The sequence below is a fragment of the Nocardioides panzhihuensis genome (assembly GCF_013408335.1).
Classification (GTDB): Bacteria; Actinomycetota; Actinomycetes; order Propionibacteriales; family Nocardioidaceae; genus Nocardioides; species Nocardioides panzhihuensis.
The window spans coordinates 5,167,137-5,192,360 of the sequence record NZ_JACBZR010000001.1 but is presented as its reverse complement, the minus strand read 5'-3'; the positions used below and the strand labels follow the sequence as shown (position 1 = coordinate 5,192,360).

Below are 25,224 nucleotides of genomic sequence, written 5' to 3'. Positions count from 1 at the left end.
CTCACACCTCCCAGGTGCAGTGCAGGCTCGTCGGGCCGCGGAATCCCCAGCCCCAGAACTCCACGCCCTCGCGGTCGTCGCGCTCCAGGTTGGGGATCGCCTCGAAGAGCTCCTCGAGCCCGATCCGCATCACCTGGTTGGCGTAGTAGATGCCGGCGCAGGCGTGGTTGCCGGCGCCGAAGGCGAGGTGGGGCAGCGGCGGCCGATGCAGGTCGTACGCCGTGGGCGCATCGTATTTCCCGGTGTCGTGGTTGGCGGACCCGTAGGAGAGGATCACCGGGGTTCCTGCGGGCAGATCGACCCCGGCGACGGTGACCGGCTTGGTGCTGATCCGGGCGGTCGCCGACCAGATCGGGGAGGTCCAGCGCATGCCCTCCGAGATGGCCCGCGGCAGCAGCGACGGGTCGTCGACGACATCCTCCAGCTGCTCGGGGCGGCTGAAGAGACCGACCAGCGTGGAGGCCATGCCGTGGCCCGGCTCCTGCATCGCACCGAGCAGGTAGACGTAGATGGTGGGGTAGATGTACTCGCGGTCACGGGTCTTTCCCGGCGGCATGCCGTCGTGGAGCCAGTGGGAGATCGCGGTGTTCTCCGGGTGCTCGATCCACCGGTCGATGAGCGGGTCGACGACCTCCTGGATCTCCGCCCTGGCCTCGTCACCCGGGGTGAACCCGTCAGGGTTGGTGAACTCCCCGTTCTCGTCGACCCCAGCGTTGGTGAAGGAGACGCTCAGCTTGTGGAACCACTCGCGGAGCTTGTCCGAGGAGACCGACTGCAGCCCGAGCAGGTCACCGAGCGAGCGGACGGAGACCGGCTCGCAGTACTCCGCGACGAGCTCGGCGTGACCGCGGTCCTCGAACTGCTCGACGTAGCGGCGGGCTATCGGGCGGACCAGATCGTCCACCCAGCTGTCGACCTCGGCCGGCTGGAGCTGCGGCTCGACCATGCCACGCAGGTCGGCGTGGATGTCGCCGTTGACGCCGATGATCGCGGGATGCCCGAACGTACGTCCGCCGGCGGGCGTGATCACCGCCTCGAAGTCAGGGCTGGTCGCGACCTCCCGACAGATCTCGGCGGTGGAGGCGACGTACGAGCCGAGCACCGGGACGAAGGCGAGCGGCGCCTCGCGGCGGAGCCGTTCGTAGGTCGGATAGGGGTTTCGCTCGAGCTCGGTCATCGTGACCTCGTCGAGCCAGGTGAGGTCCTGCTGATCGGGTCGCTGTGTGGTCGTCATGGGGTGCTCCTCGGGAAGGTGTCAGGTTCCGAACAGGACTCGAAAGTAGGTCCGTCCCGCCGCCCGGGCGACACGGATCGCGCGGGTTCGGCACCATGAACGCGGCCGATCTGTGACCCTCGTCTCAGGTACGCTCAGGTCTATGGCCGGTCGAATGCGAGCCGCTCCCAAGGACTGGGGGCAGGCCTCGCGCGTCGTGGCCCAGGCCTACTTTCCGCACGAGCTCCGACCGGTCGGCGGCGCGAACGAGCCGCGGCTGACGCTGCGTACGCTGGATCTCGGGCCGGTCCTGATCGGCCACGTCGGCTGGGGCGCGGATGTTGCCATCGAGTGCGACTATCCGGGTGCGTACGAGGTGAACCTGCCGATCACCGGCCATCTGGAGAGCCGAGGCCGGTTCGGCGCGCTCACCTCTGTGGTCGGCCAGGGCACCGTCTTCCGCGCGGACACCCCCTCGCTGATCAGCCACTGGGACGCGACCTGCACCGTGCTCGGGGTCAAGTTCGACAGCACCTGGCTCGAGGTCGAGACCGAGCGGATCCTGGGCACCGACCGCGTCAACGCCCGCACAGTCCTGCCGGAGCAGCTGTCGTTCGAGGACCGCCGGGGACGCGCCTGGCGCCAGCTGATCTCGAGCCTGGGCGCCAACCTGCACGACCCGGACCTCTTCGCCGACAGCGAGCTCGTGCGTCGTCAGCTCGCCGGCGCCGTCGCCGCGGGCCTCGTGGATCTCTGCTGCCCCGACGGCCGTGTCCCAGCTCCCGCGCAGCCTCGGACGATCCGTCGCGTGGTCGAGGCCCTCCATGACGACCCGGCGCGCGCCTGGACCGCCGCCGACATGGCCGCCCTCGCCGGCACCAGCGTCCGCCGATTGCAGGAGGGCTTCCAGCAGTGGGTGGGGAGCGCGCCGTCCCACTACCTCCTCGACATCCGGCTCCAGCGCGCCCACGCCGACCTGCTGACCAGCCCGACCCTGAGCGTCGCCGAAGTCGCGGCGACCTGGGGCTTCTCGTCCGCGAGCCGTTTCGCTGCCGCCCACCGGCGGAAGTACGGCAGCGCACCGTCGGACGTCCTACGGCAAGGTGGTCGGACCGTCTGAGACCCAGCGCGCCCGACCGCTCGCGGGCGCAGAGGTCACGACGGGATTCCGTTGCGCAGCAGCTTGCGCTGCGTACGCCGGCCCTGCGCGACCACCAGGGGCACGGCCGCGAGGCCGAACCCTGGGAAGGCGTCGCCGAGCCGGGCCACCAGCCCGCGCCATCCCGGGACGGCGGTCACCGGGCGTGGCCTGTCGAGGGCCTTCTCGACCGCGGCGACGACCTCCTCGGGCTGGAGGAGCTTGCCCGAGAACGACAGCGCCGAGGCCGGGTCGTCGAGCTTGTCGTGCAGCATCGGCGTCCAGATCCCGTCCGGGCAGATGCACGAGATGTCGATGTCCTTGCTGCCCACCATCCGCAGGTCCTGCAGCGTACTGAGGCTGAACCCGATGGCGGCATGCTTCGAGGCGGCGTACACGGCCTCGCCCGGCACCGCGGTCAGTCCCGCCAGGGACACGATGTTCACGATGTGGCCGCCACCGGCGCCACGCATCGCCTCGATCGCCGCGACCGTCCCGTTGATGGTGCCGACCGCGTTGACGTCGAGGATCAGGCTCCGCTGCTCCGGGGACTGCTCCCAGGCCGGGCCGGTGAACAGCACTCCGGCGTTGTTGACCCAGACGTCGAGCCGTCCAGCGGTGGCCACGACCGCGTCCCGGGCCGCCTCCACCTGGGTGACGTCGCGCACGTCGACGGCCATGGCGGTGGCTCCACGTCCGATCTCGTCAGCGGCCGCCTGAGCGCTCGCGGCGTCGACATCGGTGACCAGTACCTGGTGCCCACGGTCCGCGAGCAGCTCGGCGATCTGTCGGCCGAGTCCGCGACCGGCGCCGGTGACGACAGCACCGCCACGGTCCGCGCTCATCGCAGGCCCGCTCGTCGAAGGCCCGCCTTGATCGTGCCGTACTCGATGCCGCCGTGGACATGGGTCGGGACGACCGGCCAGAACCGCTTCCACGGCGCCAGCTCGGTGCTCGGCAGGATCTGCAGCCAGCGCGGGTCGTCCCGGCACGGGTCGGCCAGCGTCTTCTCCTTGACCATCGAGTCGTACTGGTCGAGGGAGTCCTCGAGGGTGTTGGCGTTCGGGCAGACCTCACGACCGAACTGCTCGTGGTACCTGCGCACTCCCGGGATCCTCGACAGCTCGGGCTGCCAGTTGTCCAGCGAGATGCCGTTCTCCGAGGAGACCCAGACGCCGTCGGGGGTGTTGATCACCAGCGAGTGGTTGCCGTCGGTGTGCCCGGGAGTCCACAGCAGCGCGATCCCCGGACCCAGCTCGATGTCGCCGTCGAAGGTCACGAACTTGTCCGGGTCGACGCCCTCGAGCCCGTCCTCGACGTACCACGCCCACTGCATCGGGTGCAGGGACTGCAAGGTGGCCAGCTCACGGGTGTGCACCAGCATCTTCGCGTCCCCGAAGAGGGGCTCGCGAGGCGCGGACTCGCCCGGGATCGTCGTGGTCGACCCGAGGATCATCCGCGGATCCTGGACGTGCAGGTGGTCGAACGTGCAGAAGTCGATGTCAGCGGGCGTCAGGCCGAGCTGGGCCAGCACCTCGTCGGGCTCGTTGTAGTACTCGAGCATCAGCTTTTCGATGAGCTTCGCGCCGGGCACCTTGTCCATCAGCGCCTGCAGGTTGCTGTAGAAGGGCGCCTCGGCCGACCCCTCGGGCATCGTCGGCTCGAACACGAGCGTACGCGGGGTGCCGTTCCAGTCGTCGTACTGGACCACGACCATCCGGTTGATCATCGAGATCAGCGGCAGGGTCGGCACCGAGACCGCGTCGTGGAAGGCGTACTTGACCGGGTACGGCGCAGCCGCGACGTCGACCGACTTCACCGCGCGGACGATGCCCTGCTCCTTGAACCTGGTCTTGTACGCCGCCGCCGCATCGCGCACGGCCGCAAGGCGTTCCCCGCGTGGCCAGACCTCGTTCACCCCGTCGAACTCGGGGATCGTCCGGGCGCCGATCGCGCTGAGGCGCGCCTCCGGCTTCGCGGCTGCTGTCTTGGTTCTGATGGCCATGTCCTGCTCCTTCGTGGATCCTGCCTCGAAGCCATGATCGTCTCTCGACAGCCATCGATACTTGTTTCAGTGCGACAAAGTGAGAGCGGTCCTGGTCGCCTCTCGTCGCAGCTCTCGCGGGCTGCAGCCGAACCAGCGCCGCGCGGCGTGGCTCAGGGTCGACTGCTCGGTGAAGCCGACCAGCGTGGCCACCTGGGCCAGGGGCAGCATCGTCGTGGTCAGGTGGCGACGGGTGGCGTCGCGGCGCACCTCGTCGAGAACCGCCTCGAAGCTGGTGCCCTCCGCGGCCAGCCGGCGCTGCAGCGTACGTGGGTGGAGGGCCAGCAGCCGCGCGACCGCCGCCACCGCCGGCGGGTTGGTCCCGAGCGCCTCGGCGAGTGCCCCGCGGACCTGGGTCGAGACCCGTTGCGCCGGGTCGTCGTATCGCTCTCGGAGATGGTCGAGGGCCAGCAGCCGGATCGACTCGTTGGCGGTGGCGAACGCCTCGTCGAGCACTCGACGGTCGACCCGGAGCACCGCGGTCGTACGTCCGAACCTCACGTCGACGCCGAAGTAGTCGGTGTAGCGGCGCACCGGGGAGAGAGGCTGGTGAGGCAGCTCGACCGAGCGCAGGCCCGACAGCCCACCGACGAGCGTGCTCGCGATCCGGAAGAAGAGCCCCAGGCCGAGCTCGGTCGCCTGCGGCGAGTAGGACGACTCGCGCAGGTCCTTGCGATAGCTCAGCCCCACGACGCCCTGCCGCCCGTGCGGATCGGGCTCGACCGCCACGCGGAGTGCGGGGCTGTGGGCGTACAGATAGCGCGATCCGGTCTCCAGCGCCTCGGCCGCCGTGGAGCACGCCTGGATGGCGACGGCCAGCGGTCCCAGGATCGACAGGTCCTGTGCTTCGGCCAGCCGCAGGCCCAGGTCCGGGCACCGCAGCTCGGCCGCCGCCGCGTCGAGCATGAGATCGTGCTCGGTGATCGGCACCCAGGCGTCCTCCGACCCGAGGGCGGAGGCCGGGATACCGAACCGGGCGAGCAACCGATCCGGCTCGCCGCCCAGCCGCTCCACCAGCGGGACGAACCCCCTCAGGCTCGACGCACGGATCGCGGGTCCCATGCCGTCACTGTGCCCGATCCGGCGGCGCTGGTGAAACACGCCTGCCGAGAGATCTCAGGCGCTGCGCGCGAAGGTTCAGCGATCGCGGGTGCACGGTCCGCGGACCCTGCACGTCCTGCTGGTCCGCGCCGCGCACCTCGACCCGGAGCTTCAGCTCGGCAGCAGGAGGTCCAGCGCGCCGGCCAGGATGTCCACGCGGGCCGCGCCATCCCGAGAGGCGGGGAGGTGACCCAGGGGCTCGCCGTCGCCACCCATCGGCGCGGACGGGGTGCCGCTGAGCGTCACCGAGCGTCCGCGCATGACGTGCACCTCGGTGCGGTCGACGTGCGCGCCGTCGTACACCGTCGGGAGCGACTGGAGCAGGCCTCGTCGGCTCGCGGCCTCGATGACGATCACGTCGAGGAGGCCATCGTCGACCTCGGCTCCGGGCGCGATCTTCATCCCGGAGCCGTAGTACTTCGAGTTGGCCACGACGACGGTCGCAGCGCGGAAGTCGTGGGCCTCTCCGTCGACGGTGACGTGGACCCCGATGGGCTTGTACGTCGCGAGCGAGTGCACCGCTGCGTACGGGTACTGCAGCTTGCGCGGCAGCCAGCGCACCTTGTCGACGATCTCCCCCGCGATGGCGTCCACGCCGCAGTAGACCGAGCCCGCGACCACCCGCGGCTCGGCCTCGCCCGTCCGCAGGGACAGCAGGTCGATCGGGCGGGCCGTGCCCTCGAGCAGGATCCTGGCGAGACCCTCGGGATCGGTGGGCAGACCGAGCATCCGGGCGAAGTCGTTGCCGCGGCCCGCGGGGACGATGCCGAGAGTGCCGCCGAGCGTCGAGACCTGACCGGCGATGGAGGACAGCATCCCGTCGCCACCGACCGAGACGACGACATCGCCACGCTCCACCGCCGCCTCGACGATGTCGAGCGTGGCGCGGGGTCCGGGGGAGTATGTCACCTCGACGCTCGCGCCCGCGTCCCTCATGATCCGCGCCACGGGCACGACGGCGGCCGGGGCCGCGCCGCCTCCCGAGAGCGGGTTGATCAGGAACGAGAACGAGCGAGCGCCTGGGTCACTCATGGGATCAGCACCCCGGGGTTGAGCACTCCGGCGGGATCGACGGCGCCCTTCAGACCCCGCAGCATCGCCACGCCGACCGGGCCGATCTCGCGCGCCAGCCACGGCTTGTGGTCGGTGCCGACCGCGTGGTGGTGGGTGATGGTCGCGCCGGACTCGATCATCGCGTCCGAGGCCGCGGCCTTCGCGGCGAGCCACTGCGGCAGCGGGTCCTCGGCCTGCTTGGCGGCCACGGTGAAGTAGAGCGAGCAGCCCGTCTCGTAGACGTGCGAGATGTGGCAGAGGACCAGGGTGCCCTCGCCCAGCGACGTCTCGAGCGCCTGCTTCACGGCCTGGTAGACCTGCTCGCGGTTGGACCAGAAGGTGGCGGTCTCGAGGGTTTCCACGAGAACGCCCGCGTCCAGCATGGAGTCGCGCAGGTATGGGGCGTGGAAGCGTCCCGCGGCCCAGGCCTGTCCGCGCTCCTCGCCCAGGTCGGTGCCGCCGAGCGACTCGAGCACGGTGGTGACCTCGGCCCGGCGGGCGGCGACCGAAGCGGCCTCGCCCTCGTACCCTGCGATCATCAGGCAGCCGGTCACGCCGTCGCCGCCGATGTCGCTCTGGCTGGCGAGGTTGACCATCGTCTCCGTCTCGTCGGAGAGCCTCAGCACGGTGGGCAGCCGACCCGACTGCGCAAGGGTCCGCATGGCCTCCGCACCTTCGGCGAAGGTCGCGAAGGACCATGCCTCATAGACCTTCTCGGCGGCCAGGGCGCGAACCCGAACAGTGACCTCGGTGATCACGCCGAGCGTGCCCTCGGAGCCGAGCACGGCCTCGCGCAGGTCGGGTCCGGCGGCGTTGGCCGGCGAGGAACCGAGCACCAGCTCACCCACGGGCGTCGCCACGCGAAGACCGACGACCATGTCGTCGAAACGGCCGAACCCGGCCGAGGACTGGCCGCTGGAGCGGGTGGCGGCGAAGCCGCCTATGGAGGCGAACTCGAAGGACTGCGGGAAGTGGCCGAGGGTCAGACCGTGCTCGGCGAGCGCTGCCTCCGCGGCAGGACCGCGCATGCCCGGCTGCAGGACCGCCGTCATCGACACCTTGTCGACCGAGAGCAGCTGGTCGAGACGGACCAGGTCCAGGCTGATCAGCCCGGCGTAGCCGTCCCGGCGCGCGGCGAGCCCACCGGTGACACAGGTGCCGCCGCCGAAGGGCACCACCGCGACGTGGTGGTCGACCGCCCAGGCCAGGACCGCGGCGACGTGCTCGGGCGAGCCCGGCCGGGCCACGGCGTCCGGCGCGTCGGCCAGGTCGCCGGTGCGTGCCCGGATCAGGTCGGGGGTCGACTTGCCCCGCGTACGGAGGCGGCGCGACTCGTCGTCGACGAGGACCGCGTCGTCGCCGATCTCTGCCCGCAGCGCGGCGAGCAGGTCGTCGCCGATGCCGGCGTCCGGAAGTCGAACGTCCTCCACGGCCGGGGTGTCACGGGTGCCCACGAAGGCGTCGACGAGACCTCTGACGGACTCCGGCAGGGGCGCGGCGTGGGCAGGATCCCCCCAGCGCTGAGGATGCATTTCGAGCGTCATGCGTTACAGTGTTACACATGACGTCAGAACGCAACAACGCCACGGAGGCGTCGACCGCCGATCGGCTGCTCACCGCGGCGCGCGCTTGCGTCCTCGACGTGGGGTGGAAGCGCACGACTCTCACCGACGTGGCCAACCGCGCGGGCGTCTCCCGGATGACCGTCTACCGCACGTACGTCGACATGGACTCGCTGTTCGGCGACCTGATGACCCGCGAATGGGCTGAGGTCGTCGCCTCCGTGGTGGCGACCGACGACCGAGATGCGTCATGGCCCGACCGGATCGCGACCGGCGTGGCCGGGAGCGTCGCGGCTCTTCGGGAGGACGCACTGCTGCGCCGGATGGTCGATGTCGATCCCGAGTGGCTGCTGCGCTATCTGCTCCACCGGCGCGGCCGGTCCCAGGACGCGGTCCTCGACATGCTCGCCGAGCAGATCACCCGGGGCCAGTCCGAGGGGAGCCTGCGAGCGGGGGACCCGGTGCTGCTGGCCCGGAGCATCGTGCTCACTGCTCACGGGTTCCTGTTCTCTTCCCACACGATGACGGACGAGACCGTCACCCACGCTGGTCTCGACCACGAGCTCGCCGAGCTCGTCCGGAGGTTCCTCACGCCATGACCGCAGACACCGCACGCATCCTGCCGGGCCTCCACGGAGCGCCGGAGCAGGTCGACCTGGTCGTCATCGGCCTCGGGGTCACCGGGGCCGGCGTCGCCCTCGACGCCGCTTCACGCGGGTTGAGGGTGTTGGCGATCGACGCTCATGACGTCGCGTTCGGCACCTCGCGCTGGTCCAGCAAGCTGATCCACGGCGGCCTGCGCTACCTCGCCTCGCTGCAGCTCGGGATCGCCTACGAGAGCGCCGTCGAGCGCGGCATCCTGATGGAGCGTACGGCGCCGCACCTGACCCGCCCGCTGCCCTGGCTGCTGCCCCTGAGCACCAGCGTCTCGCACACCCAGGCCACGCTCGCTGCCGCCGGGTTCCGCACCGGCGACCTGCTCCGGCTCGCGGCCCGGACCCGACGCGACACGCTTCCCCGGCCCCGGCGGGTCTCCCGCACCGAGGCGATGCGACTGGCGCCGGCGCTGCGCTCCGCCGGGCTTCGTGGCGGCCTGATCAACTGGGACGGCCAGCTCGAGGACGACGCCCGTCTGGTCACCTGCCTGGCCCGGACCGCGGCGGCGCACGGCGCCCACGTCCACACCCGGGTCCGCGTCCTGGAGGCGACCGGCACCGCCGTTCAGCTCCGCGACGAGCTCACCGGGGAGACCCGGACGGTCACGACTCGCGCGGTGGTCAACGCCGCAGGCGTGTGGGCCGGTGACCTGGTGGAGGAGATCCGCCTGCGTCCCAGCCGGGGCACCCACGTGGTGCTCCGGGCGGAGACGATCCCCGGGCTCAGGTCTGCGCTGACCGTGCCCATCCCGGGCAGCACCAGCAGGTACGTCTTCGCGCTTCCCCAGTCCGATGGCACGATCTTCGTCGGCCTCACCGACGAGCCCGTCGACGGGGAGATCCCCGACGTTCCCCAGCCGACGGAGGGCGAGATCGGCTTCCTACTCGACGTGCTCGCCGCGGCACTCGAGCGACCGGTCAAGCGCTCCGACGTCGTCGGCGCCTTCGCCGGCCTCCGCCCGCTGCTGGACGCGGACGGCTCCACCTCCGACCTGTCCCGCAAGCATGCAGTCCTCACCTCGCGCCGCGGCGTCGTGACCGTCGTCGGCGGCAAGCTGACGACCTACCGGCAGATGGCCGAGGACGCCGTGGACGCGACCGGACTCACCACCCGCAGGTGCCGCACCCGCGACCTGCCGCTGCTGGGTGCCGCGCCGCGCGACGTACTGGCCCGGATCGAGGAGCCCGCGCGCCTGGTCCGGCGGTTCGGCACCGAGGCACGGTTCGTCATCGACGAGGCCGCCAGGGCCACGGGTCTTCCCGAGGAGGAGCTGGTCGCACCCGGACCGGCGGGCATCACGCTGGCCGAGCTCGTCTTCGGCGTGACCCACGAAGGTGCCGTGGACGTCGACGACCTGCTCGACCGGCGTACGCGAGTCGGGCTCGTGCCCGAGGACCGCGAAGCGGCACTCCCCCTGGCCGAGCGTGCCCTCGCCCTCGCCGGAGCTCGCCTGTGAGCCGCCGCGACGATGCCCTGGACCGGGCCGCTGACGTGATGGCCGACAAGATCGCCGAGGTCAAACCGCACCTGCGCGGGTGGCTGCATGCCGGTTCGGTGCCCCTGCTCACCGCGGCGTTCGCGGTCCTGATCGTCCTCTCACCCACCACCCTCACCCGGGTCGGGGCATCGATCTACGCCGCCAGCGCAGTGCTGCTGTTCAGCGTCTCCGGCCTCTACCACCGCGGCAACTGGCGGCCACGGATCTGGGCGTTCTGGCGTCGCTTCGACCACGCCAACATCTACGTCTTCATCGCCGGCAGCTACACGCCGTTCGCGTTCCTCTACCTGTCGGGCGCGGCACGGGCGTGGATGCTGGGGATCGTCTGGGGCTGCGCGATCGCCGGTCTCCTGTTTCGGATCCTCTGGATCGACGCACCCCGCTGGTTCCTCACAACGCTCTACATCGCCCTCGGCTGGGTCGCGGTCCTCTTCGCCCCGCAGCTTCTCGACGGCGCTGATCGCTTCCCGACCTGGGTCAACGTCACGGCCGTGACCCTGGTCGCCGCCGGCGGGCTGCTCTACACGGCCGGCGGTCTCGTCTACGCGGCGAAGCGTCCGAACCCGTCACCCGACTGGTTCGGTTTCCACGAGGTCTTCCATCTCCTCACCGTGCTGGCCTTCGTGGCCCAGTACGTCGCCGTCTCCGTCACCACCTACTCGTTGCGCTGAGGAGCAGAAGCCGTCCCCGGGAGGAACCGCTCCAGCAAGCGGCGTTCGGCCTCTTCGTCGTCGCCGGGGTCGGTGAGGAACGACAGGATGATGCGCAGCACCCAGTCGACGAGATCCGGGTCGGACCCCTCCGCGTCGGGAGCCAGGTAGGTCTGCGCGGACCCACGGATGACGGAGGACTCGTGCAGCACCTCGCGGAGCAGCGTGCTGTCACCGGCGTACCACGCCTGGAGATGAGGTCGCTCGCGCACCGCAGCGAGGCAGACGAGGACGGCCTCGACCAAGCGACAGCGAGGGTCGGGCACGGCGGCCGTGGCCCGGGCGACCTGGGCGGTGATCAGCCGCGCCTCACGGTGGGCGAAGGCCTGGATCAGGACCTGTCGGTTCTCGAAGTAGCGGTACAGGGTCGCCCGCGAGCAGCCGGCCGCGCGGGCGACCTCGTCCATGCCCGGCTTGCCGACGCCGCGCTCGACGAAGAGTGCGCCCGCCGCGTCGAGGATCCGTTCGGCGGCGAGGTCCGTCTTCGCCTCGGCGAGCCAGCTCATGCGGTCCTCGCTCCCGGTCGCTCGATCATCGACCGACCTCGACGTGGAGGCTGACGGGCCTGCGTACGTAGCTCCCCGGCGCCCACGCCATGGAGTCGTGGTCGACGGTGAAGGAAGGCATCCGGCCGAGTATCTCCGTGAGCGTCACCCGACCCATCATCCTGGCTGCCGCGGCACCCAGGCAGTGATGGGCGCCGTGGGCGAAGGTCAGGATCTGCCGCGGCCTGCGGGTGACGTCGAGCTCCTCGGCGTCGGCACCGAAGGCGCGCGGATCCCGGTTGGCGGCGGCGTAGCAGAGCAGAACCTTCCTCCCCGCGGGGATGGTGACATCGTGGATCGTCACGTCGCGGGTGGTGGTCCGCGCGAGCCCCTGCACGGGCGAGGTGAGCCGCAGCAGCTCCTCGACGGCGGCCGGGACGTCGTCCCGAGCCAGCTCGCGCTGGTCGGGCCGGTCCGCCAGCAGCGGCAGGCCGCCGCCCAGCAGCCCGGTGGTCGTGTCGTTGCCACCGGCGACCATCGTGAAGGCGAACGCGAGCACCCGGAGCAGGCCGGCGTCGTCGTCGGCCTCCCCGGCGGCGACGAGATGGGAGACGGTGTCGTCGCCGGGCTCGCGTCGGCGGCGCTCGATGAGCTCTGCGAAATAGCCCATGAGCTCGGCGGCGGCTCCGGCTCCGATGGTCTCGTCCTGGGCCGCGTTGGCCGTGACGATCGCGTCGGTCCACACGTCGAAGCGGCCCCAGTCGGCCTCGGGAACGCCGAGATAGTGGGCCACGACCATGCTCGGCAGAGGCTTGAACAGCTCCTCGACGATGTCACCACCCCCGGCCGCCCTGATCTGTTCCACCCGCTCGACGACGAACCGGGTGACCCGAGGCGTCACGTCCTCGACCTGCTTCGGCGTGAACCCGCGGTTCACCAGCTTGCGAAATGCCGTGTGAGCCGGTGGATCGGTCATCACCATCGGCGGGTTGTCTACCAGGCCGATTCGCTCGAGCTCGTCCTGAGCCGTCGTCAACCCGCCGGTCGAGCTGAACGTCTCGTGATCGAGCACTGCCGTGTGGACGTCGTCGTGCCTGGTCAGGACCCAGTAGTCGCCTCGGGCGACGTGGTGGACCGGGTCGTGCTCCCGCAGTGCGGCGTACATCGGCCACGGGTCGGCCCAGGTCGCCCCGGTCGGCGGGAGGTACTCGATCAGTCCGTGAGACATATCGTTCGACATGTCTCATAGACTCAACAGAACTCACCATCCTGTCAAGCAACCGCCGAGATATCGTGACACCGACCACGCCCATGACGGGCGTAGTTACCGCCACAGCACCCGGAGCCCGGAAGTCTTTGTGTGTAGCCTCTGCGGCGGCCGTCGCGAACCCCGCGTCAACCAAAGACAGTCTGACCACTATTGTTATGTGATCGGCGTCACAAGAAGTATCGAGCAAGGAGGCGGATATGGGCACGACACCTGAGGGCGTGCAGGACGGTGCGGAGGCAAAACGCGGAGCGTTCTCTTCGAGACAGGTTTTCATCCTCGCGGCGATCGGCTCCGCGGTGGGCCTGGGCAACATCTGGCGGTTCCCCTACGTCGCCTACGACAACGGCGGTGGCGCGTTCGTCATCCCCTACATCGTGGCGCTGCTGACGGCGGGCATCCCGTTCCTCTTCCTCGACTACGCGCTCGGTCACCGTTTCCGCGGCTCGGCGCCGCTCTCCTTCGCGCGGCTCCGCCGCGGCACCGAGGGCCTCGGCTGGTGGCAGGTCGGCATCTGCTTCATGATCGCCATCTACTACGCAGCGGTCATGGCTTGGGCGGTCCGCTACACGATCTTCAGCGTGAACAAGGCTTGGGGCGACGACCCGGAGGGGTTCTTCTTCGGTGAGTTCCTCAAGGCGGGCGACCCGGGCGTGGACGCCACCCCGGTGTGGGGCGTGCTGATCCCGCTGCTGCTGGTGTGGGTCGCGATCCTGGCCGTGATGCTGCTCGGTGTCCAGAAGGGCGTCGGCGCGACCTCGGTCATCTTCATCCCGATCCTCGTGGTCGCCTTCGGCATCCTCGTGGTGCGCTCGCTCTTCCTGCCGGGCGCGGCCGAAGGGTTGGACGCGCTCTTCACCCCGAACTGGGCGGCGCTGACCGACGCAACGGTGTGGGCCGCGGCGTACGGTCAGATCTTCTTCTCGCTGTCCATCGGCTTCGGCATCATGATCACCTACTCCTCCTACGTGCACCGGCACACCGACATGCCGGGCTCGGGTCTGGTCGTCGGTTTCGCCAACTCCGGCTTCGAGCTGCTCGCCGGTATCGGCGTCTTCGCCGCGCTCGGCTTCATGGCGCAGGCCAACGGGGTCGCTGTCGACGAGGTCGCCACCTCCGGCATCGGTCTGGCGTTCGTCGCCTTCCCCGCGATCATCAGCGAGGCCCCAGCAGGTGCCTTGATCGGTGTGCTCTTCTTCCTCTCGCTGGTCATCGCCGGCTTCACCTCGATGGTCTCCATCGTCGAGGTCGTGATCTCGGGTGTGCGTGACAAGTTCGAGATGACGCGCAAGGGCGCCACCATCGCGGTCACCGTGCCGATGGCCCTGCTCAGCCTGGTGCTCTTCTCCACGACGAGCGGGATCTACGTGCTCGACATCGTCGACCACTTCATCAACCAGTTCGGCATCCTGCTGGTCGCCGTGATCTCGATGCTGGTCCTGAGCTGGGGGCTGCGCGTGCTGCCGACCTTCAGCGACCACCTGTCCGACGGCAGCTCGATCGTCGTCGGTGCGTGGTGGCGGGTCCTGGTCAGCATCGTCGCCCCGATCGGCCTGGTCCTGGTTCTCGGTCTCTCCTTCTGGGAGGACGTGAAGACGCCGTACGAGGGCTACCCGGCCTGGATGCTCGGCGTCTTCGGCTGGGGCGCTGCCGGCGCCGTCATCGTCTTCGGCTTCCTGGCCGCTCAGGCCAAGTGGCGGGACCCGGAGACCCTGTCCGAGGTTCACTTCAACAAGAAGGGAGCAGAGTCATGAGTGGTGGAGCCATCGTCATGATGCTCGTCGCGATGCTGATCATCTGGGGTGGCCTGGCACTGGCCATCGTCAACCTGCGACGCAGCCCCGATGTTCCGCGACCGGACGAGGTCAAGCGCGACCTCTGACGGTTCACCGACCGGACCCAGATACAAGGGCCTGTCCCGGAGCATGGCGCGAAGCCAGCTCCCGGACAGGCCCTTGGTGCGTCATCGGACCGGCTCGTCGCTAGAACGGTTCGAGCCCGAAACGCCCCCATGCGACGAAGAGCATCGCGGCCAGGAAGAGCAGGTCCACGACGAGCTCCTTTTCACCGCGCCGCAGCCGTTCGGTGGTCGCTCCCGCCATGTAGAGCGCCAAACCCGACGCCGCGATCGGTACGAGGATCGGCGCCACGCCGACCAGTGCAGGCACCACCAGCCCGATGCCACCCAGTACCTCGAGCATGCCCATGAACCGCACGTTGCCGGGCGTGAAGTCCTCGGGCCAGTGCAGCTTGGCTGCGTACTTCTCGTAGGGCATCGTCAGCTTGATGATGCCGCCGGTGGTGTAGGCGACGCCGAATACGCCGGCAACGACCCAGAGGGCGATGTTCATGATGTCTCCAAAGTTTCGGACAGTGAGCGGATACCTTCAGACCTTGTGACGGTGCACCTGCCGAAGCTGTGACATCGATGGTTCGGCCGGGCGTCGTCCGTTGGGCTCTGGACACAATCGACGGGCTTCGAGTTGTCGCGAACGGGCAGCGGCCTCGCCGGCCCGGGCGGCGACGATGAACCCATGAACTCAGCCGCTCGCACCTCTTCGCCGCGCCGAGTCGCCGTCGTCGGCGCCGGCATGGTCGGTCTGTCCACCGCGTGGTACCTCCAGGAGTCCGGCGTCGACGTCACCGTCGTCGATCGCGACGGCGTCGCTGCCGGGTCGAGCTGGGGCAACGCCGGCTGGCTGACGCCGAGCATCGCGGTGCCCCTTCCCGAGCCATCGGTCCTGCAGTACGGCCTGCGCGCAGTCCTCAGCCCGTCGTCACCGGTCTACGTGCCGCCCACCGCAAACCCCCGGCTCCTGCGGTTCCTCGCCCAGTTCGCCCGCAACTGCACCCCCGCGCGCTGGCAGCAGGCGATGCGGGCACTGATCCCGCTCAACAACGACGCGCTGGCTGCGTACGAAGAGCTCGAGCGAGGTGGGGTCGAGGCGCGGACCCAGGCGGCGAGCCCGTTCACCGCCGCGTTCCGGAGCGTCGAGGACAGCCGCGCGCTGCTGGACGAGTTCGAGCACATCGAAGCGTGCGGTCAGCGGGTGGACTTCGAGGTGGTCGACGGTGACCGGGCACGGGCCGAGGAGCCCGCCCTCGCCGGGAGCATCGCGACCGCCATCCGGATCCACGGCGAGCGGTTCATCGATCCCGCCGCGTACGTGCACGCGATCGCGGACTCGGTCCAGAAGCGGGGTGGACGGCTGGTGACCGGGACCCCGGTCGAGGGGATCCGGTCGAGCGATCGCGAGGTCGTCATCGCCGGCGAGCCCTACGACGCGGTCGTCGTCGCGACCGGCGCCTGGATCGGAGCCCACGGACGGCAGTTCGGTGTCCGGCGCATCGTCCAGGCCGGCCGCGGCTACTCCTTCACGGTGAAGGTCGACGACGTCCCGCGCGGCCCGGTGTACTTCCCGACCCAGCGGCTGGCCTGCACTCCCGTCGGCGACCGGCTGCGGATCGCCGGCATGATGGAGTTCCGCGACGCCGACGCACCGCGCGACCCTCGCCGGATCGACGCTCTCGTGGGGGCGGCCCGGACCCTGCTCGAGGGGGCACATCTGGACCAGCGCGAGGACGAGTGGGTCGGCGCGCGGCCCTGCACCTCGGACGGCCTGCCGCTGATCGGCGCCTCCCGGGACCCGCGGGTCTTCATCGCCGGAGGTCACGGGATGTGGGGCGTCACCCTCGGCCCGGTGACCGGACGGTTGCTGGCCGAGCAGATCGTCTCAGGCGTACGCCCCGAGCAGCTCCGCGCCGTCGACCCGTTGCGCTGAACGCGATTCATCCTTCACGGCCGTCTCGCGCTCGGAGTCGGGCGATCTCCAGACGGAGCGCGAGCCGCTGCTCGGGGTCCTCGAGGTCGATCGGGCACAGCTCGACGATGCGGGCCGCCCGGTTCCTGACGGTGTTCGGATGCACCGCGAGCGACCGGGCGGCCCGCTTCGGCTCGCCCCAGAAGTCGATCATCGCCTCGAGCGTGTCGATCAGGAAGGTCGTGCTGTCGTCGTCGAGCAGCTCCGTGAGCGGCGAGACGAGCGGACGGCTCTCCTGTCCCTGAACTGCCCGCGCCAGCACGACCGCCGGCCACCCCTCGGCGACGGTGACGACGGTAGCGCCGCCGCGTCCGGAAGCGGCGATCTCCGCGGCGGTCGACCGCGAGTCCTCGAGCTCGCGTGGAGCGGCGACGGCGGTGCCCACGTACATCCGCACCGCGGCGTTCGTCCGACCCTCGCCACGGACCAGGTCGGCGAGCCAGCCGTCCGCTCCAGGACCTGAGGCTCCGACGCGGAGCACGGCGTATACGTGGTCATCGAGATCGGCGACCACCGGCCTACGCCAGCCACGCCGACGGCAGAGCGCCTGCCACAGCTGGCAGCGGGCCTCCGCCTGCAGGTCTGCCGGGCCGGCCAGGACGGCCACCCGCCACGGACCGTCCTCGAGCCACTCCGGCTGCTCGGTCGCCGCCCCGCGCACCAGGGACCGGACCTGGTCGAGCTGGACCTGCTGGTGGAGCTCGGCCTGAGCGCGCAGCCGGAGCAGAGAGAGGGCGACGAGCTCGGTGGCCGCGTCCAGCTCACGTTCGTGCCCGGGGGAGAGCGGGTTCGCGGCGATCGCCCAGATCGATCCCAGCCACTCGCCGCCGGCACGGACCGGGACGACGTAGCGCGCCTTGACGCCGCCGGCGCCTGCGGGCACGAAGAAGGGGGCGTCGGACCGGGCCATCCGCCGGAAGACGCCCAGCGAGCGGAAGTGGTCGCGCACCTCGCGAGGCACCCGGCGGCCGACGATGGTCGCCGTCCGGGCATCGTCGATGTCGGACTGACCACGGGAGTAGGCCAGTACGTGCGAGCTCGCGTCCTCGATCGTCACCGGAGCGTCCAGCAGCGAGCTGATCCGGTCGGCGACGTCGAAGAGATCGTCGTGGAGGTGGTCGGCCGATCCCCGGGCGGGCGCCGAGGAGGCTTCGATGGCCGAGCGGACGACGGCGACCACCGAGCTCAGCGACGCCCCTTCGACCATCCCGAGCAACGGCAGGCCGGCCTCGGCGCAGCGCCGGGCGACGTCTGCGTCGTCAGCCAGCGAGCGGCGCAGGAGCAGGCCCGAGGCCTCGGCGCAGGCCGAGATGATCGCCAGCACCTGGCTCGCCTCCGTGGCCCCGACCACCGTCACCAGCTCGCCACGTCCGGCCGCAGCCTGCTCACCGACCTCGGTGATCTCCAGTCCGAACACCGGTCGCGCCTCACCCGCCACCACGACCTCGACAAAGCCCTGCGGCAGGACGTCGGCCAAGCCGGCAGCAGTGATCACAGCGCCAACTGTGCCACGGCGCGGCGACGTCTAGCTGCAGACGGATGGGCGTTTGCGGCGGCACTGGTCGCAGGTCTTCTAGCGCCCCGGCCAGCATTGCTCGACCCGGACCGACACGATCGCCCGGCGCTACGAGGCGACCCCCACGACGCGGCGGATCGTCTCCGGCTCTTCCAGCATGTCGAGCATCGCGGTCGCGAGATCGCTTCGAGTGATCGACGACCCTCCACCGATGTTGTCGCCGATGGCCGCGCGGTATCGGCCGGCGCCGGGCGCGTCTGTCAGCATCGGCGGTCGGATCACGGTCCACGCCAGGTCGCTGGTGCTGAGCAGGTCCTCCATCGCGCGGAGGTCGGCGTACGAGTGACGGTAGGCGAATCGCACCAACGGCAGCACCACCGTGCGGGTGAGGCGACTTTCCTCTTCGGCGGGAGGACCGACGGGCGCTGCGCTGAGCGCGATCAGCCTGGTGGTGCCCGTCACTCTCATTGCCGCGGTGATCGCACTCGTCGCCGGCCCGGCCACCGGCGTCGTCCTCGCTTGGCGCTGCGTTCGGGCACCGAGCGTGGAGAGGACCGCGTCATGTCCCGAGACGTGTGCAGCAACGGCCTCGACATCGGTCAGATCCGCGAGGGTCGTGACGGTCAGTCGGGCCTGCGGTGCGACGTCGAGGCGAGCCGGGTCGCGGACGATCGCGGTGATCTCGTGCCCACGCTGCAGCGCCTGCGCGACCAGCCGGTGGCCGGTCGCTCCGGTCGCTCCGAACACGACGAGCCTCACCGTACGAGCCCGTAGTCATCGGCCACGAGCGGGCCCACGGCTGCGGCGGCGGTGCGTCGCCATGGACTCCCGAAGACCGCTCGGCCGAGGTCGCACAGAGGCTTGACGGCGAGCGCATACGCCAGCCACGGCAGCCCGAGCCGGCGTACCTGGTCAGGCGTCCAGTCGGCTCGGTCGACCAGCCAGGCGATGAAGCGTGCCGCTTGGGGGAGGGTGTTCCCGCGGATCCATGCCCGCTGCTGGAAGTCGTCCCACTCGTGTTGCGTCATCAGGCGCGTCACCTGCGGCAGGAGCTGCTCCTCCTCGTGGCGCAGATGTTCGAGGAGCGGCCCCTCGAGATCGTCCAGCGCTGCGATGACGGCACCGCCGTCGCCCCAGCCCGTGACAAGGCCACGAGCTGCGCTCTCGAGCGCCGCGAGCGGTCGGTCGATGGCCTCGTGCTCGGACTGCATCTCACCCAGCGCCTGACGGAGCTGGGGGTCGCGCTGGCCGAGGAACGGCCACAGCTCGATGTCCTCGCCCTCGTGGTGCCAACGAAGCTGCTCGATCATCCAGAGAAGGTGCCGGCCCAGCCTCGCCTTGCGGGCACGGGACACGTCGGTCTCGAGGATCAGGCGCGTACGCCGCAGGTCGCGACGGAGCGCGGAGTGGAACGCCACCATGGCGATCGGGTCTGCCGGATCGGTCTTCTTGGTCATGCATCCGTTGTATCCATCAATGCGGTGTATCGATAGCCGACATTCGTACTATCGTTGTACCCGATGGATGCAGCCAAGCTCTCCGCTTTCGTGGCCGTCGCCGAACGACTCTCCTTCAGCTCGGCGTCCGCGGACCTCGAGCTCTCCCAGTCGACGGTGAGCACGCGCGTACGCGAGCTGGAGCGGGAGCTCGGTCAGACGCTCTTCGTCCGCACCAGCCGGCGGGTGACGCTCACCGCCGCCGGATCGGCCGCCCTGCCGGTGGCCCGGGCCGCACTCGCACACATGCGGTCACTGCCTCAGGTGGTCGACGAGGTCGCCGGCCTCCACCGCGGCACGGTGCGGCTCGGCATCATCGCCGGTGCCGCACACGAGGATCTGCCGGAGTTCCTCGCCCGGTTCAGCACGCGCTATCCGGATATCGAGCTGACCATCACCTCGGCGCCGTCATCCGACCTCGAGCGTGCCCTCGAGCATGGCGAGCTGGACGTCGGCTATCTCGTCACCGCTGAGCCGTCCCCGCTGTTCAGGCACTGGACGCGGGACCCCCTCTGCGCGGTCGCGCTGCCCCCGGACAACCGTGGGCAGGTCTCGATCAGCGCCCTCATCGGCAAGCGCCTCATCGTCCTCGACTCGGGCGCCTCCGCGCGCAGCAAGCTCGAACGTGTCGCGCGTAGCGCCGGCATCCGGCTGACGATCGGAGCGCAGGTCGCAGACCCGGCGCTCGCCCTCGACCTCAGCGCCCACGATCTCGGCCACCCGATCATGCCCAAGGCCGTGTCACCGCCCGGCAGCCCGATCCTCGTCGATAGCCAGGGGTCGCCGGTCACGGTCAGCGCCGGCCTGGCCGCCCAGGCCGTGCACCAGTCACCGGCCGCCGGGCTGCTGCTCGAGGCGCTGAAGCCGATGGTGCCTGCCGATGTCACTGTTCCTCAGCGAGCCACTCGTCGAAGGATGTCGGGGCGATGAGGGCGTCCGCTCCGGGCAGCAGTACGTCGCCGGCCATGGCCGAGCTGAAGATCCCCGACCAGGTTGGCACCAGCCGAACGTCTTGGCCGCGCGCCTGGTGCGTACGGCGGGCCATGTCAACCAGGTCGTGCGGGTCGGGCCCGGCGACGTCGAGGTGGCGTCCCTGGGGTTCTCCGGCAACGACCTGCGCGAGCAGATCGGCCACGTCGGCGGGCGCAACTGGCTGCACGAGCAGCGGCGCGATGGTGGCCACACCGTCGCGCTCGGTCCAGCCGGCCACCATCGCGGCAAAGTCATGGAACTGAGTGGCCGGCACGATGGTCCAGGGCACCGCGCCCGCGGAGACCAGCCGCTCCTGCGCCCTCTTGCCTGCGTAGTGAGCGTTTCCCTCGACCCGGTCGATGCCGACGATCGAGAGCAGCACGTGGTGCCGAACGCCGTGTCGCTGCTCGGCGGCCAGCAGATTGCTGGTCGTCGTGGTGAAGAACGACACGGTCTCGGCCTCGTCCGCAGCCGGCGCGTTGGTGACGTCGAGGACCGCCTCGACCCCGACCAGCGCCTCATCGAGCCCTTCACCGGTCGACAGGTCGACCCCCGACGAACGGCTCATCCGCGTGACCTCGTGACCGCCACGCTCGAGCGCCGTCACCGCCAGTGACCCGATGTTCCCCGTCGCTCCAGCAACCGCAATGCGCATGACAACTCCCTCTTCGATGGATGGATCTCTGCGACGCTATCATCGACATCAAAGGTCCACAATATCGATGATACGATGAAGGCATGAAGCTGCCGTTGAGCACCGAGTGGGTCCTGCACTGCGCCACGAGCCTGGCGCAGCTCGACCCCGGCACCAGCGTCTCGACCGCGCAACTGGCCGAATACTTCGATCTTCCCGCGCCCTATCTGGCCAAGCAGCTCAAGGCGCTGGTGAAGAGCGGCGTGCTGGCCGCCACCACCGGCCCACGCGGGGGGTATCGACTCGCGCGGCCTGCCACGCAGATCACACTGCTGGAGATCGTCGAGGCAGTCGACGGCGAGTCCGTGCCGTACGAGTGTCGCGAGATCCGCCAGCAAGGACGAGGAGCGCTCCCGTCCGAAGACTGTCGAAGCACCTGCATCCTCGCCGAGAAGATGGCCGACGCCCACGAGGCCTGGCGACGCAGCCTCGCCCAGGTGACTCTCGACGACGTCCTCTCCACGCTCCCGACGACGGCGCCGGCGCGCACCCGACGACTGATGATCGGATCGTCAGGTCGATAGCGAGGTCGTTGTTCGCGGCCCGTCATCCCGCCCGTGTCGCGCTGCGTTCGATGAGGACGAGCGGGACTGTGATGGCAGCGAGCGCGGCGCCGATCCAGGCCACGGTCGTGATGGACGCACCAGCGTTGAGTACGACGCCGGCCATGAGGGGAACGAAGCTGATTCCGAGCTGGAACGCGGACACGGTGGTGGCTCCGGCCAGGGTCGGAGCGCTGGCGGCGAGAGCGAAGACGCGTCCGTAGAGGGCTGGGTTGATCACGAAGCCGGCTACTCCGAGCAGGAACACGAGCGGGACGACGGCGAGCGCCTGCGTGGCAAGGGATGCGATGAGCACGGAACAGATGACTATCCCTGTGGATCCGACGATCATCGTGAAGTGGGGGCGCCGATCGGAGATCCGGCCCCCGACAGCGAGTCCGATGTAGGCGCCGACACCGAAGAGGACGAGCACGGCGGCGATCCAGGCATCGGGGATTCGGGTGACGTTGATCAGGATTTCGGCCAGGTAGTTGAAGGTGACCATGTAGGCCGCGGTGGTGAGCAGAGTGACCGCGTAGACGAGCCAGAGGCGCGGTCGCCGCAACGTACGGAGCTCTCGCCTCACCGAGGGTCGCTCCACTGCAGCGGTACGAGGCATCGCTGCGACCACGGCGGCTGCGCCGACGAGTGTCAGCACTACGACCAGCCAGAACCCACCCTGCCAGCGGGTGTTGTATGCGATCAGCGTTCCGGCGGGACCGCCGAGGATCATCGCCAGACTGAGTCCGCTGACGACCACACCAGACGCACGGGCCGCGCGCTCCGGCGGGACCATGCTGACGGCGGTGACTGCCGCGACGGCGAAGAAACCTGCGTAGGCGAGTCCGGCGAGGAACCGCGTGACGAGCAGCGCGGGGTAGGTGCCGACGATCAGTCCGACGGCGATGCAGGCGGCGAATACGATCTGGGTCAGCACGAGAGCGGTCCGGCGGGGCCAGCGCAGGCTGATGACCGCGAAGGGTGGGCCGCCGATGACCACTCCGATGGCGAATGCGGTGATGAGCCAGCCGACCGTGGCGATGCTGACGTCGATATCGGCAGCGACGGCGGGGAGCACCCCGGCGAGGAGGAACTCGGCACTGCCCATGGCGAAGAGGCTGAACGCGAGCAGATACACACCCAGCGGCAGCACACTCGCCCGAGCAGGGGCCGGGGCAGAAACGGCACTCATGAGCAGCCCTCGCTCCGGGTCGCGTCCTCGATCACCAGCACGTCGGCCCGCGCACGCGTCAACACGAGCGCCTCCGACAGACCGGCCGCGCCGGCACCGACGATCACAACATCTCGATGGTTCTCCATAGCCATCACCTCCGAGATCGAAGATCACCAACCCACGTCCGAATCAGCAACTTTCGTTGCCGAAAGTGGAACGAACTGATGGGATGGAGTCATGGCCACTCATCCCGCCATCGATGCCACCCTCAGCCAGGTCGGCGTCCGGTTGCGTCAGCTCAGAGAGAAGAAGAGCCTTTCCCTAGGGGATCTCAGCCACACCACGGGTATCTCCAAGAGCACCCTGTCCCGACTGGAGAACGGACAACGCAAACCAAGCCTGGAGCTGTTGCTGCCCATCGCTGCAGCCATGGGCGTACCGCTCGACGAGATCGTCGCCGCGCCGCGCATCGTCGATCCGAGGATGCCCCAGAAAGCCCAGCGAACCGGCGGTCGAGTCATCGTCCCGTTGTCCAGAAACCAGGGCGAACCGAAGGCCTACAAGCTCACCATTCCCGCCAGCGAGTCCGCCCCTTCCACCCGCACCCACCCCGGCTACGAATGGCTCTACGTGCTGACCGGCCGGCTCCGCCTGATCCTCGGCGACTACGACCTCACTCTCGGCCCAGGAGAGGTCGCCGAATTCGACACTCAACAACCACACTGGTTCGGATCGACCGGCAAGGGAGACGTCGAGATCCTGAGTCTCTTCGGCGGGCAGGGCGAACGCGCACACCTCAGAGCCCGAACCGCGCACCTCCCCCGCCAGGAATAGGCCGGCCTTTCAGTCCCCCTTGGTCACTGCCCGGCGGGTGGATCGTCGCAGGCTCGTCGCGATGCAGATGCCCAGCGTCGCCGACAGAGGCGCATACACGGTCAGGTCGAGCTTGTCGAAGATCCCTGGATCGCCTGCGAGGTCCTGCGGCAGGAAGTAGAGGGCGCGGCCGATGAGGGCCGCCGACCCGCCCCAGGCCGCAAACCGGACCAGGCGGCGCACCAGAGGTGGCCGCAGAGTGTCCGAGCTCGAGGCCGCCACCACGCCGGATCCGCCGATGAGGACCAGAGCCATCATCCAGGTCTCGGCGTCGGTCGGCATCTCGGTAGTGCCGCCGAGCCGCTCCGCCCAGGCTTCGTCGGAGCCGCCCGGCCATCGCCACCCGAGTGCCCATGCCGCGTGCAGCAGCCCCAGCCCGCCCAGGCCGACCGGACCCACGATCTCGACCGCGCTCAGCCTCCTTCGTGCCGCAGTTCTCCGGTTCTTGGTGCTTGCTTCGGGCATCTTCGGGCTCCTATACGAGACGAATAGTTCCGATACTGACCGTACCGTATAGTGGTGGAATGGCAACCGCAGCACAGATGGGCCGACCCCGCGAGCACCGAGTCGACCGCGCGATCGCGAAAGCCGTTCGAGAACTGCTGTCCGAACGCGACTACCCATCGCTGACCGTCGACGCGGTGGCGACTCGAGCCGGCGTGGGCAAAGCCGCCATCTACCGGCGATACGCGACGAAGCAGGAGATGACGTTCAGCGTCCTTCTGCACGACGCTCGCGACCAGGCTGCTGCGGACACCGGCTCACTCAAGGGTGATCTCCTGGCACTGACGACGCAGATCGCGGACCAGCTCGCCGAGTCCTCGGCCGGCGTCATGGCCGGCCTGCTCGCGGACGTGTATGCCGACCCCGCCCTCGCCGAACGGTTCGAGCGGACGTTCCTCGCCGTCGAGCGCTCCAACGTCGCCGCGCTCATCGACCGTGCCGTCGTCCGCGGCGAGCTGACGCATCGACCGGATCCCGTGGTGCTCCACGTGCTGCTGCTCGGACCGATGTTCGCCTGGCTGATCATGCTCGACGAGGATCCTGCCCGCGCCTCCGAGCTGGCCGCCGTCGTCGTCGAAGTGATCCATAAGGCGCTCGCCTCGGGCACTTTGTCGACCGACCCACGGGAAGAGCGTGCTGACGACGATCCGGCGTGACGCGTCCCACCGCAGAGGGATGCGTTCGGACTACCTTCAGAAATGAGTAGAGCCCCAGGTCATCCCTGGGGCTACTCACGTGCGCGAGGGGGGAGTTGAACCCCCACGTCCTTTCGGACACACGGACCTGAACCGTGCGCGTCTGCCTATTCCGCCACTCGCGCGTGCAGCAGAGGAAACGTTAGCCCACGCGCGCCCACCGCCCCAAAACGACGGCACCCCGCCCGCCTTGACGCTGGCGGTCACCG

27 protein-coding genes and 1 tRNA gene are annotated in these 25,224 nt (G+C 69.7%); 11 read left to right on the top strand and 17 right to left on the bottom strand.

Annotated elements, in window-relative coordinates; all coding sequences use genetic code 11:
• Position 1: 1 nt before the first annotated feature.
• On the bottom strand, positions 2 to 1,234 hold the full coding sequence (locus tag BJ988_RS24645; RefSeq protein ID WP_179660487.1) for a cytochrome P450: 1,233 nt from the start codon (positions 1,232 to 1,234) through the stop codon (positions 2 to 4).
• A 142-nt stretch (positions 1,235 to 1,376) separates the two neighbouring features.
• On the opposite strand from BJ988_RS24645, the gene BJ988_RS24640 reads away from it, so the two are divergent.
• Positions 1,377 to 2,333, top strand: a complete 957-nt coding sequence (locus tag BJ988_RS24640) for an AraC family transcriptional regulator (RefSeq protein WP_179660486.1) — start codon at positions 1,377 to 1,379, stop codon at positions 2,331 to 2,333.
• A 35-nt stretch (positions 2,334 to 2,368) separates the two neighbouring features.
• Here BJ988_RS24640 and BJ988_RS24635 read toward each other — a convergent pair whose 3' ends face one another.
• From BJ988_RS24635 to BJ988_RS24615, 5 genes are all read right to left on the bottom strand, one after another.
• Positions 2,369 to 3,196: an SDR family oxidoreductase gene (locus BJ988_RS24635; protein ID WP_179660485.1), complete on the bottom strand. Its 828-nt coding sequence runs from the start codon at positions 3,194 to 3,196 to the stop codon at positions 2,369 to 2,371.
• The gene (locus BJ988_RS24630) at positions 3,193 to 4,356 is read right to left on the bottom strand and encodes an MBL fold metallo-hydrolase (RefSeq protein WP_179660484.1); all 1,164 of its coding nucleotides are present in this window, start codon (positions 4,354 to 4,356) and stop codon (positions 3,193 to 3,195) included. Before BJ988_RS24630 ends, BJ988_RS24635 begins: the two co-directional genes overlap by 4 nt.
• A gap of 66 nt (positions 4,357 to 4,422) precedes the next feature.
• Positions 4,423 to 5,457: an AraC family transcriptional regulator gene (locus BJ988_RS24625; protein WP_179660483.1), complete on the bottom strand. Its 1,035-nt coding sequence runs from the start codon at positions 5,455 to 5,457 to the stop codon at positions 4,423 to 4,425.
• A 150-nt stretch (positions 5,458 to 5,607) separates the two neighbouring features.
• Entirely contained in the window at positions 5,608 to 6,528 is a 921-nt protein-coding gene (locus BJ988_RS24620) for a diacylglycerol/lipid kinase family protein (RefSeq protein WP_179660482.1), read from the bottom strand.
• Positions 6,525 to 8,093 (bottom strand): FAD-binding oxidoreductase, encoded by a 1,569-nt coding sequence (locus BJ988_RS24615; RefSeq protein WP_246321565.1) that lies wholly within the window; start codon positions 8,091 to 8,093, stop codon positions 6,525 to 6,527. The genes BJ988_RS24620 and BJ988_RS24615 overlap by 4 nt, the downstream gene beginning before the upstream one ends.
• Before the next feature lie 17 nt (positions 8,094 to 8,110).
• On the opposite strand from BJ988_RS24615, the gene BJ988_RS24610 reads away from it, so the two are divergent.
• Genes BJ988_RS24610 through trhA form a run of 3 tightly spaced genes read left to right on the top strand, consistent with a single transcriptional unit; the run spans position 8,111 to position 10,937 of the window.
• A complete protein-coding gene (locus BJ988_RS24610) occupies positions 8,111 to 8,710 on the top strand; it encodes a TetR/AcrR family transcriptional regulator (RefSeq protein WP_179660481.1) in 600 nt (199 codons plus the stop codon).
• Positions 8,707 to 10,224 (top strand): glycerol-3-phosphate dehydrogenase/oxidase, encoded by a 1,518-nt coding sequence (locus tag BJ988_RS24605; protein WP_179660480.1) that lies wholly within the window; start codon positions 8,707 to 8,709, stop codon positions 10,222 to 10,224. The genes BJ988_RS24610 and BJ988_RS24605 overlap by 4 nt, the downstream gene beginning before the upstream one ends.
• A complete protein-coding gene (gene trhA, locus BJ988_RS24600) occupies positions 10,221 to 10,937 on the top strand; it encodes a PAQR family membrane homeostasis protein TrhA (RefSeq protein ID WP_343051778.1) in 717 nt (238 codons plus the stop codon). Before BJ988_RS24605 ends, trhA begins: the two co-directional genes overlap by 4 nt.
• Here the strand turns inward: trhA and BJ988_RS24595 are convergent.
• Together BJ988_RS24595 and BJ988_RS24590 are read right to left on the bottom strand one after the other, a co-directional pair.
• Positions 10,922 to 11,482: a TetR/AcrR family transcriptional regulator gene (locus tag BJ988_RS24595; protein ID WP_179660479.1), complete on the bottom strand. Its 561-nt coding sequence runs from the start codon at positions 11,480 to 11,482 to the stop codon at positions 10,922 to 10,924. The two genes, trhA and BJ988_RS24595, sit on opposite strands and share 16 nt — an antisense overlap.
• A 25-nt stretch (positions 11,483 to 11,507) precedes the next feature.
• On the bottom strand, positions 11,508 to 12,701 hold the full coding sequence (locus BJ988_RS24590; RefSeq protein ID WP_179660478.1) for a cytochrome P450: 1,194 nt from the start codon (positions 12,699 to 12,701) through the stop codon (positions 11,508 to 11,510).
• Between the two features lie 227 nt (positions 12,702 to 12,928).
• Between BJ988_RS24590 and BJ988_RS24585 the strand changes: the two genes are divergently transcribed.
• Together BJ988_RS24585 and BJ988_RS24580 are read left to right on the top strand one after the other, a co-directional pair.
• The gene (locus BJ988_RS24585) at positions 12,929 to 14,482 is read left to right on the top strand and encodes a sodium-dependent transporter (RefSeq protein ID WP_179660477.1); all 1,554 of its coding nucleotides are present in this window, start codon (positions 12,929 to 12,931) and stop codon (positions 14,480 to 14,482) included.
• Positions 14,479 to 14,610, top strand: a complete 132-nt coding sequence (locus tag BJ988_RS24580; protein ID WP_179660476.1) for a methionine/alanine import family NSS transporter small subunit — start codon at positions 14,479 to 14,481, stop codon at positions 14,608 to 14,610. Before BJ988_RS24585 ends, BJ988_RS24580 begins: the two co-directional genes overlap by 4 nt.
• Before the next feature lie 100 nt (positions 14,611 to 14,710).
• Here the strand turns inward: BJ988_RS24580 and BJ988_RS24575 are convergent, their stop codons facing one another.
• Positions 14,711 to 15,079, bottom strand: a complete 369-nt coding sequence (locus tag BJ988_RS24575; protein WP_179660475.1) for a DoxX family protein — start codon at positions 15,077 to 15,079, stop codon at positions 14,711 to 14,713.
• A gap of 183 nt (positions 15,080 to 15,262) precedes the next feature.
• On the opposite strand from BJ988_RS24575, the gene BJ988_RS24570 reads away from it, so the two are divergent.
• Complete coding sequence (locus BJ988_RS24570) at positions 15,263 to 16,510, top strand: NAD(P)/FAD-dependent oxidoreductase (protein WP_179660474.1); 1,248 nt, start codon at positions 15,263 to 15,265, stop codon at positions 16,508 to 16,510.
• Between the two features lie 7 nt (positions 16,511 to 16,517).
• On the opposite strand, the gene BJ988_RS31460 is transcribed toward BJ988_RS24570, so the two are convergent.
• From BJ988_RS31460 to BJ988_RS24555, 3 genes are all read right to left on the bottom strand, one after another.
• Positions 16,518 to 18,044 carry a helix-turn-helix domain-containing protein gene (locus BJ988_RS31460; RefSeq protein ID WP_179660473.1) on the bottom strand — a complete coding sequence of 509 codons (1,527 nt, stop codon included), beginning with the start codon at positions 18,042 to 18,044 and terminating at the stop codon, positions 16,518 to 16,520.
• A gap of 129 nt (positions 18,045 to 18,173) precedes the next feature.
• The gene (locus BJ988_RS24560; protein ID WP_179660472.1) at positions 18,174 to 18,824 is read right to left on the bottom strand and encodes an NAD(P)H-binding protein; all 651 of its coding nucleotides are present in this window, start codon (positions 18,822 to 18,824) and stop codon (positions 18,174 to 18,176) included.
• Entirely contained in the window at positions 18,821 to 19,522 is a 702-nt protein-coding gene (locus BJ988_RS24555) for a hemerythrin domain-containing protein (protein ID WP_179660471.1), read from the bottom strand. Before BJ988_RS24555 ends, BJ988_RS24560 begins: the two co-directional genes overlap by 4 nt.
• A gap of 63 nt (positions 19,523 to 19,585) precedes the next feature.
• Here BJ988_RS24555 and BJ988_RS24550 point away from each other — a divergent pair, with 63 nt between their 5' ends.
• Entirely contained in the window at positions 19,586 to 20,491 is a 906-nt protein-coding gene (locus tag BJ988_RS24550) for a LysR family transcriptional regulator (protein WP_179660470.1), read from the top strand.
• Here the strand turns inward: BJ988_RS24550 and BJ988_RS24545 are convergent.
• Positions 20,445 to 21,188 (bottom strand): SDR family oxidoreductase, encoded by a 744-nt coding sequence (locus tag BJ988_RS24545; RefSeq protein WP_179660469.1) that lies wholly within the window; start codon positions 21,186 to 21,188, stop codon positions 20,445 to 20,447. The two genes, BJ988_RS24550 and BJ988_RS24545, sit on opposite strands and share 47 nt — an antisense overlap.
• A gap of 83 nt (positions 21,189 to 21,271) precedes the next feature.
• Between BJ988_RS24545 and BJ988_RS24540 the strand changes: the two genes are divergently transcribed.
• Entirely contained in the window at positions 21,272 to 21,751 is a 480-nt protein-coding gene (locus BJ988_RS24540; RefSeq protein WP_179660468.1) for an RrF2 family transcriptional regulator, read from the top strand.
• Positions 21,752 to 21,773: 22 nt separating this feature from the next.
• On the opposite strand, the gene BJ988_RS24535 is transcribed toward BJ988_RS24540, so the two are convergent.
• Positions 21,774 to 22,961 carry an MFS transporter gene (locus BJ988_RS24535; RefSeq protein ID WP_179660467.1) on the bottom strand — a complete coding sequence of 396 codons (1,188 nt, stop codon included), beginning with the start codon at positions 22,959 to 22,961 and terminating at the stop codon, positions 21,774 to 21,776.
• Positions 22,958 to 23,089: an FAD-dependent oxidoreductase gene (locus BJ988_RS24530; protein ID WP_179660466.1), complete on the bottom strand. Its 132-nt coding sequence runs from the start codon at positions 23,087 to 23,089 to the stop codon at positions 22,958 to 22,960. Before BJ988_RS24530 ends, BJ988_RS24535 begins: the two co-directional genes overlap by 4 nt.
• A 91-nt stretch (positions 23,090 to 23,180) precedes the next feature.
• On the opposite strand from BJ988_RS24530, the gene BJ988_RS24525 reads away from it, so the two are divergent.
• Complete coding sequence (locus tag BJ988_RS24525) at positions 23,181 to 23,777, top strand: helix-turn-helix domain-containing protein (protein ID WP_179660465.1); 597 nt, start codon at positions 23,181 to 23,183, stop codon at positions 23,775 to 23,777.
• Positions 23,778 to 23,786: 9 nt separating this feature from the next.
• Here the strand turns inward: BJ988_RS24525 and BJ988_RS24520 are convergent, their stop codons facing one another.
• The gene (locus tag BJ988_RS24520) at positions 23,787 to 24,281 is read right to left on the bottom strand and encodes a DUF3995 domain-containing protein (protein WP_179660464.1); all 495 of its coding nucleotides are present in this window, start codon (positions 24,279 to 24,281) and stop codon (positions 23,787 to 23,789) included.
• A 59-nt stretch (positions 24,282 to 24,340) separates the two neighbouring features.
• Between BJ988_RS24520 and BJ988_RS24515 the strand changes: the two genes are divergently transcribed.
• Positions 24,341 to 24,976 carry a TetR/AcrR family transcriptional regulator gene (locus BJ988_RS24515; RefSeq protein WP_179660463.1) on the top strand — a complete coding sequence of 212 codons (636 nt, stop codon included), beginning with the start codon at positions 24,341 to 24,343 and terminating at the stop codon, positions 24,974 to 24,976.
• 80 nt (positions 24,977 to 25,056) lie between these two features.
• On the opposite strand, the gene BJ988_RS24510 is transcribed toward BJ988_RS24515, so the two are convergent.
• Positions 25,057 to 25,140 (bottom strand) — tRNA-Leu (locus tag BJ988_RS24510).
• Between the last annotated feature and the right edge of the window lie 84 nt (positions 25,141 to 25,224).

What these genes read in the sequence shown, in the direction of transcription:
- BJ988_RS24645 (WP_179660487.1), bottom strand. Translation starts at nt 1,234, where the DNA reads ATGACGACCACACAGCGACCCGATCAGCAGGACCTCACCTGGCTCGAC.
- BJ988_RS24640 (WP_179660486.1), top strand. Translation starts at nt 1,377, where the DNA reads ATGGCCGGTCGAATGCGAGCCGCTCCCAAGGACTGGGGGCAGGCCTCG.
- BJ988_RS24635 (WP_179660485.1), bottom strand. Translation starts at nt 3,196, where the DNA reads ATGAGCGCGGACCGTGGCGGTGCTGTCGTCACCGGCGCCGGTCGCGGA.
- BJ988_RS24630 (WP_179660484.1), bottom strand. Translation starts at nt 4,356, where the DNA reads ATGGCCATCAGAACCAAGACAGCAGCCGCGAAGCCGGAGGCGCGCCTC.
- BJ988_RS24625 (WP_179660483.1), bottom strand. Translation starts at nt 5,457, where the DNA reads ATGGGACCCGCGATCCGTGCGTCGAGCCTGAGGGGGTTCGTCCCGCTG.
- BJ988_RS24620 (WP_179660482.1), bottom strand. Translation starts at nt 6,528, where the DNA reads ATGAGTGACCCAGGCGCTCGCTCGTTCTCGTTCCTGATCAACCCGCTC.
- BJ988_RS24615 (WP_246321565.1), bottom strand. Translation starts at nt 8,093, where the DNA reads ATGACGCTCGAAATGCATCCTCAGCGCTGGGGGGATCCTGCCCACGCC.
- BJ988_RS24610 (WP_179660481.1), top strand. Translation starts at nt 8,111, where the DNA reads ATGACGTCAGAACGCAACAACGCCACGGAGGCGTCGACCGCCGATCGG.
- BJ988_RS24605 (WP_179660480.1), top strand. Translation starts at nt 8,707, where the DNA reads ATGACCGCAGACACCGCACGCATCCTGCCGGGCCTCCACGGAGCGCCG.
- BJ988_RS24595 (WP_179660479.1), bottom strand. Translation starts at nt 11,482, where the DNA reads ATGAGCTGGCTCGCCGAGGCGAAGACGGACCTCGCCGCCGAACGGATC.
- BJ988_RS24590 (WP_179660478.1), bottom strand. Translation starts at nt 12,701, where the DNA reads ATGTCGAACGATATGTCTCACGGACTGATCGAGTACCTCCCGCCGACC.
- BJ988_RS24585 (WP_179660477.1), top strand. Translation starts at nt 12,929, where the DNA reads ATGGGCACGACACCTGAGGGCGTGCAGGACGGTGCGGAGGCAAAACGC.
- BJ988_RS24580 (WP_179660476.1), top strand. Translation starts at nt 14,479, where the DNA reads ATGAGTGGTGGAGCCATCGTCATGATGCTCGTCGCGATGCTGATCATC.
- BJ988_RS24575 (WP_179660475.1), bottom strand. Translation starts at nt 15,079, where the DNA reads ATGAACATCGCCCTCTGGGTCGTTGCCGGCGTATTCGGCGTCGCCTAC.
- BJ988_RS24570 (WP_179660474.1), top strand. Translation starts at nt 15,263, where the DNA reads ATGAACTCAGCCGCTCGCACCTCTTCGCCGCGCCGAGTCGCCGTCGTC.
- BJ988_RS24555 (WP_179660471.1), bottom strand. Translation starts at nt 19,522, where the DNA reads ATGACCAAGAAGACCGATCCGGCAGACCCGATCGCCATGGTGGCGTTC.
- BJ988_RS24550 (WP_179660470.1), top strand. Translation starts at nt 19,586, where the DNA reads ATGGATGCAGCCAAGCTCTCCGCTTTCGTGGCCGTCGCCGAACGACTC.
- BJ988_RS24545 (WP_179660469.1), bottom strand. Translation starts at nt 21,188, where the DNA reads ATGCGCATTGCGGTTGCTGGAGCGACGGGGAACATCGGGTCACTGGCG.
- BJ988_RS24540 (WP_179660468.1), top strand. Translation starts at nt 21,272, where the DNA reads ATGAAGCTGCCGTTGAGCACCGAGTGGGTCCTGCACTGCGCCACGAGC.
- BJ988_RS24535 (WP_179660467.1), bottom strand. Translation starts at nt 22,961, where the DNA reads ATGAGTGCCGTTTCTGCCCCGGCCCCTGCTCGGGCGAGTGTGCTGCCG.
- BJ988_RS24530 (WP_179660466.1), bottom strand. Translation starts at nt 23,089, where the DNA reads ATGGAGAACCATCGAGATGTTGTGATCGTCGGTGCCGGCGCGGCCGGT.
- BJ988_RS24525 (WP_179660465.1), top strand. Translation starts at nt 23,181, where the DNA reads ATGGCCACTCATCCCGCCATCGATGCCACCCTCAGCCAGGTCGGCGTC.
- BJ988_RS24520 (WP_179660464.1), bottom strand. Translation starts at nt 24,281, where the DNA reads ATGCCCGAAGCAAGCACCAAGAACCGGAGAACTGCGGCACGAAGGAGG.
- BJ988_RS24515 (WP_179660463.1), top strand. Translation starts at nt 24,341, where the DNA reads ATGGCAACCGCAGCACAGATGGGCCGACCCCGCGAGCACCGAGTCGAC.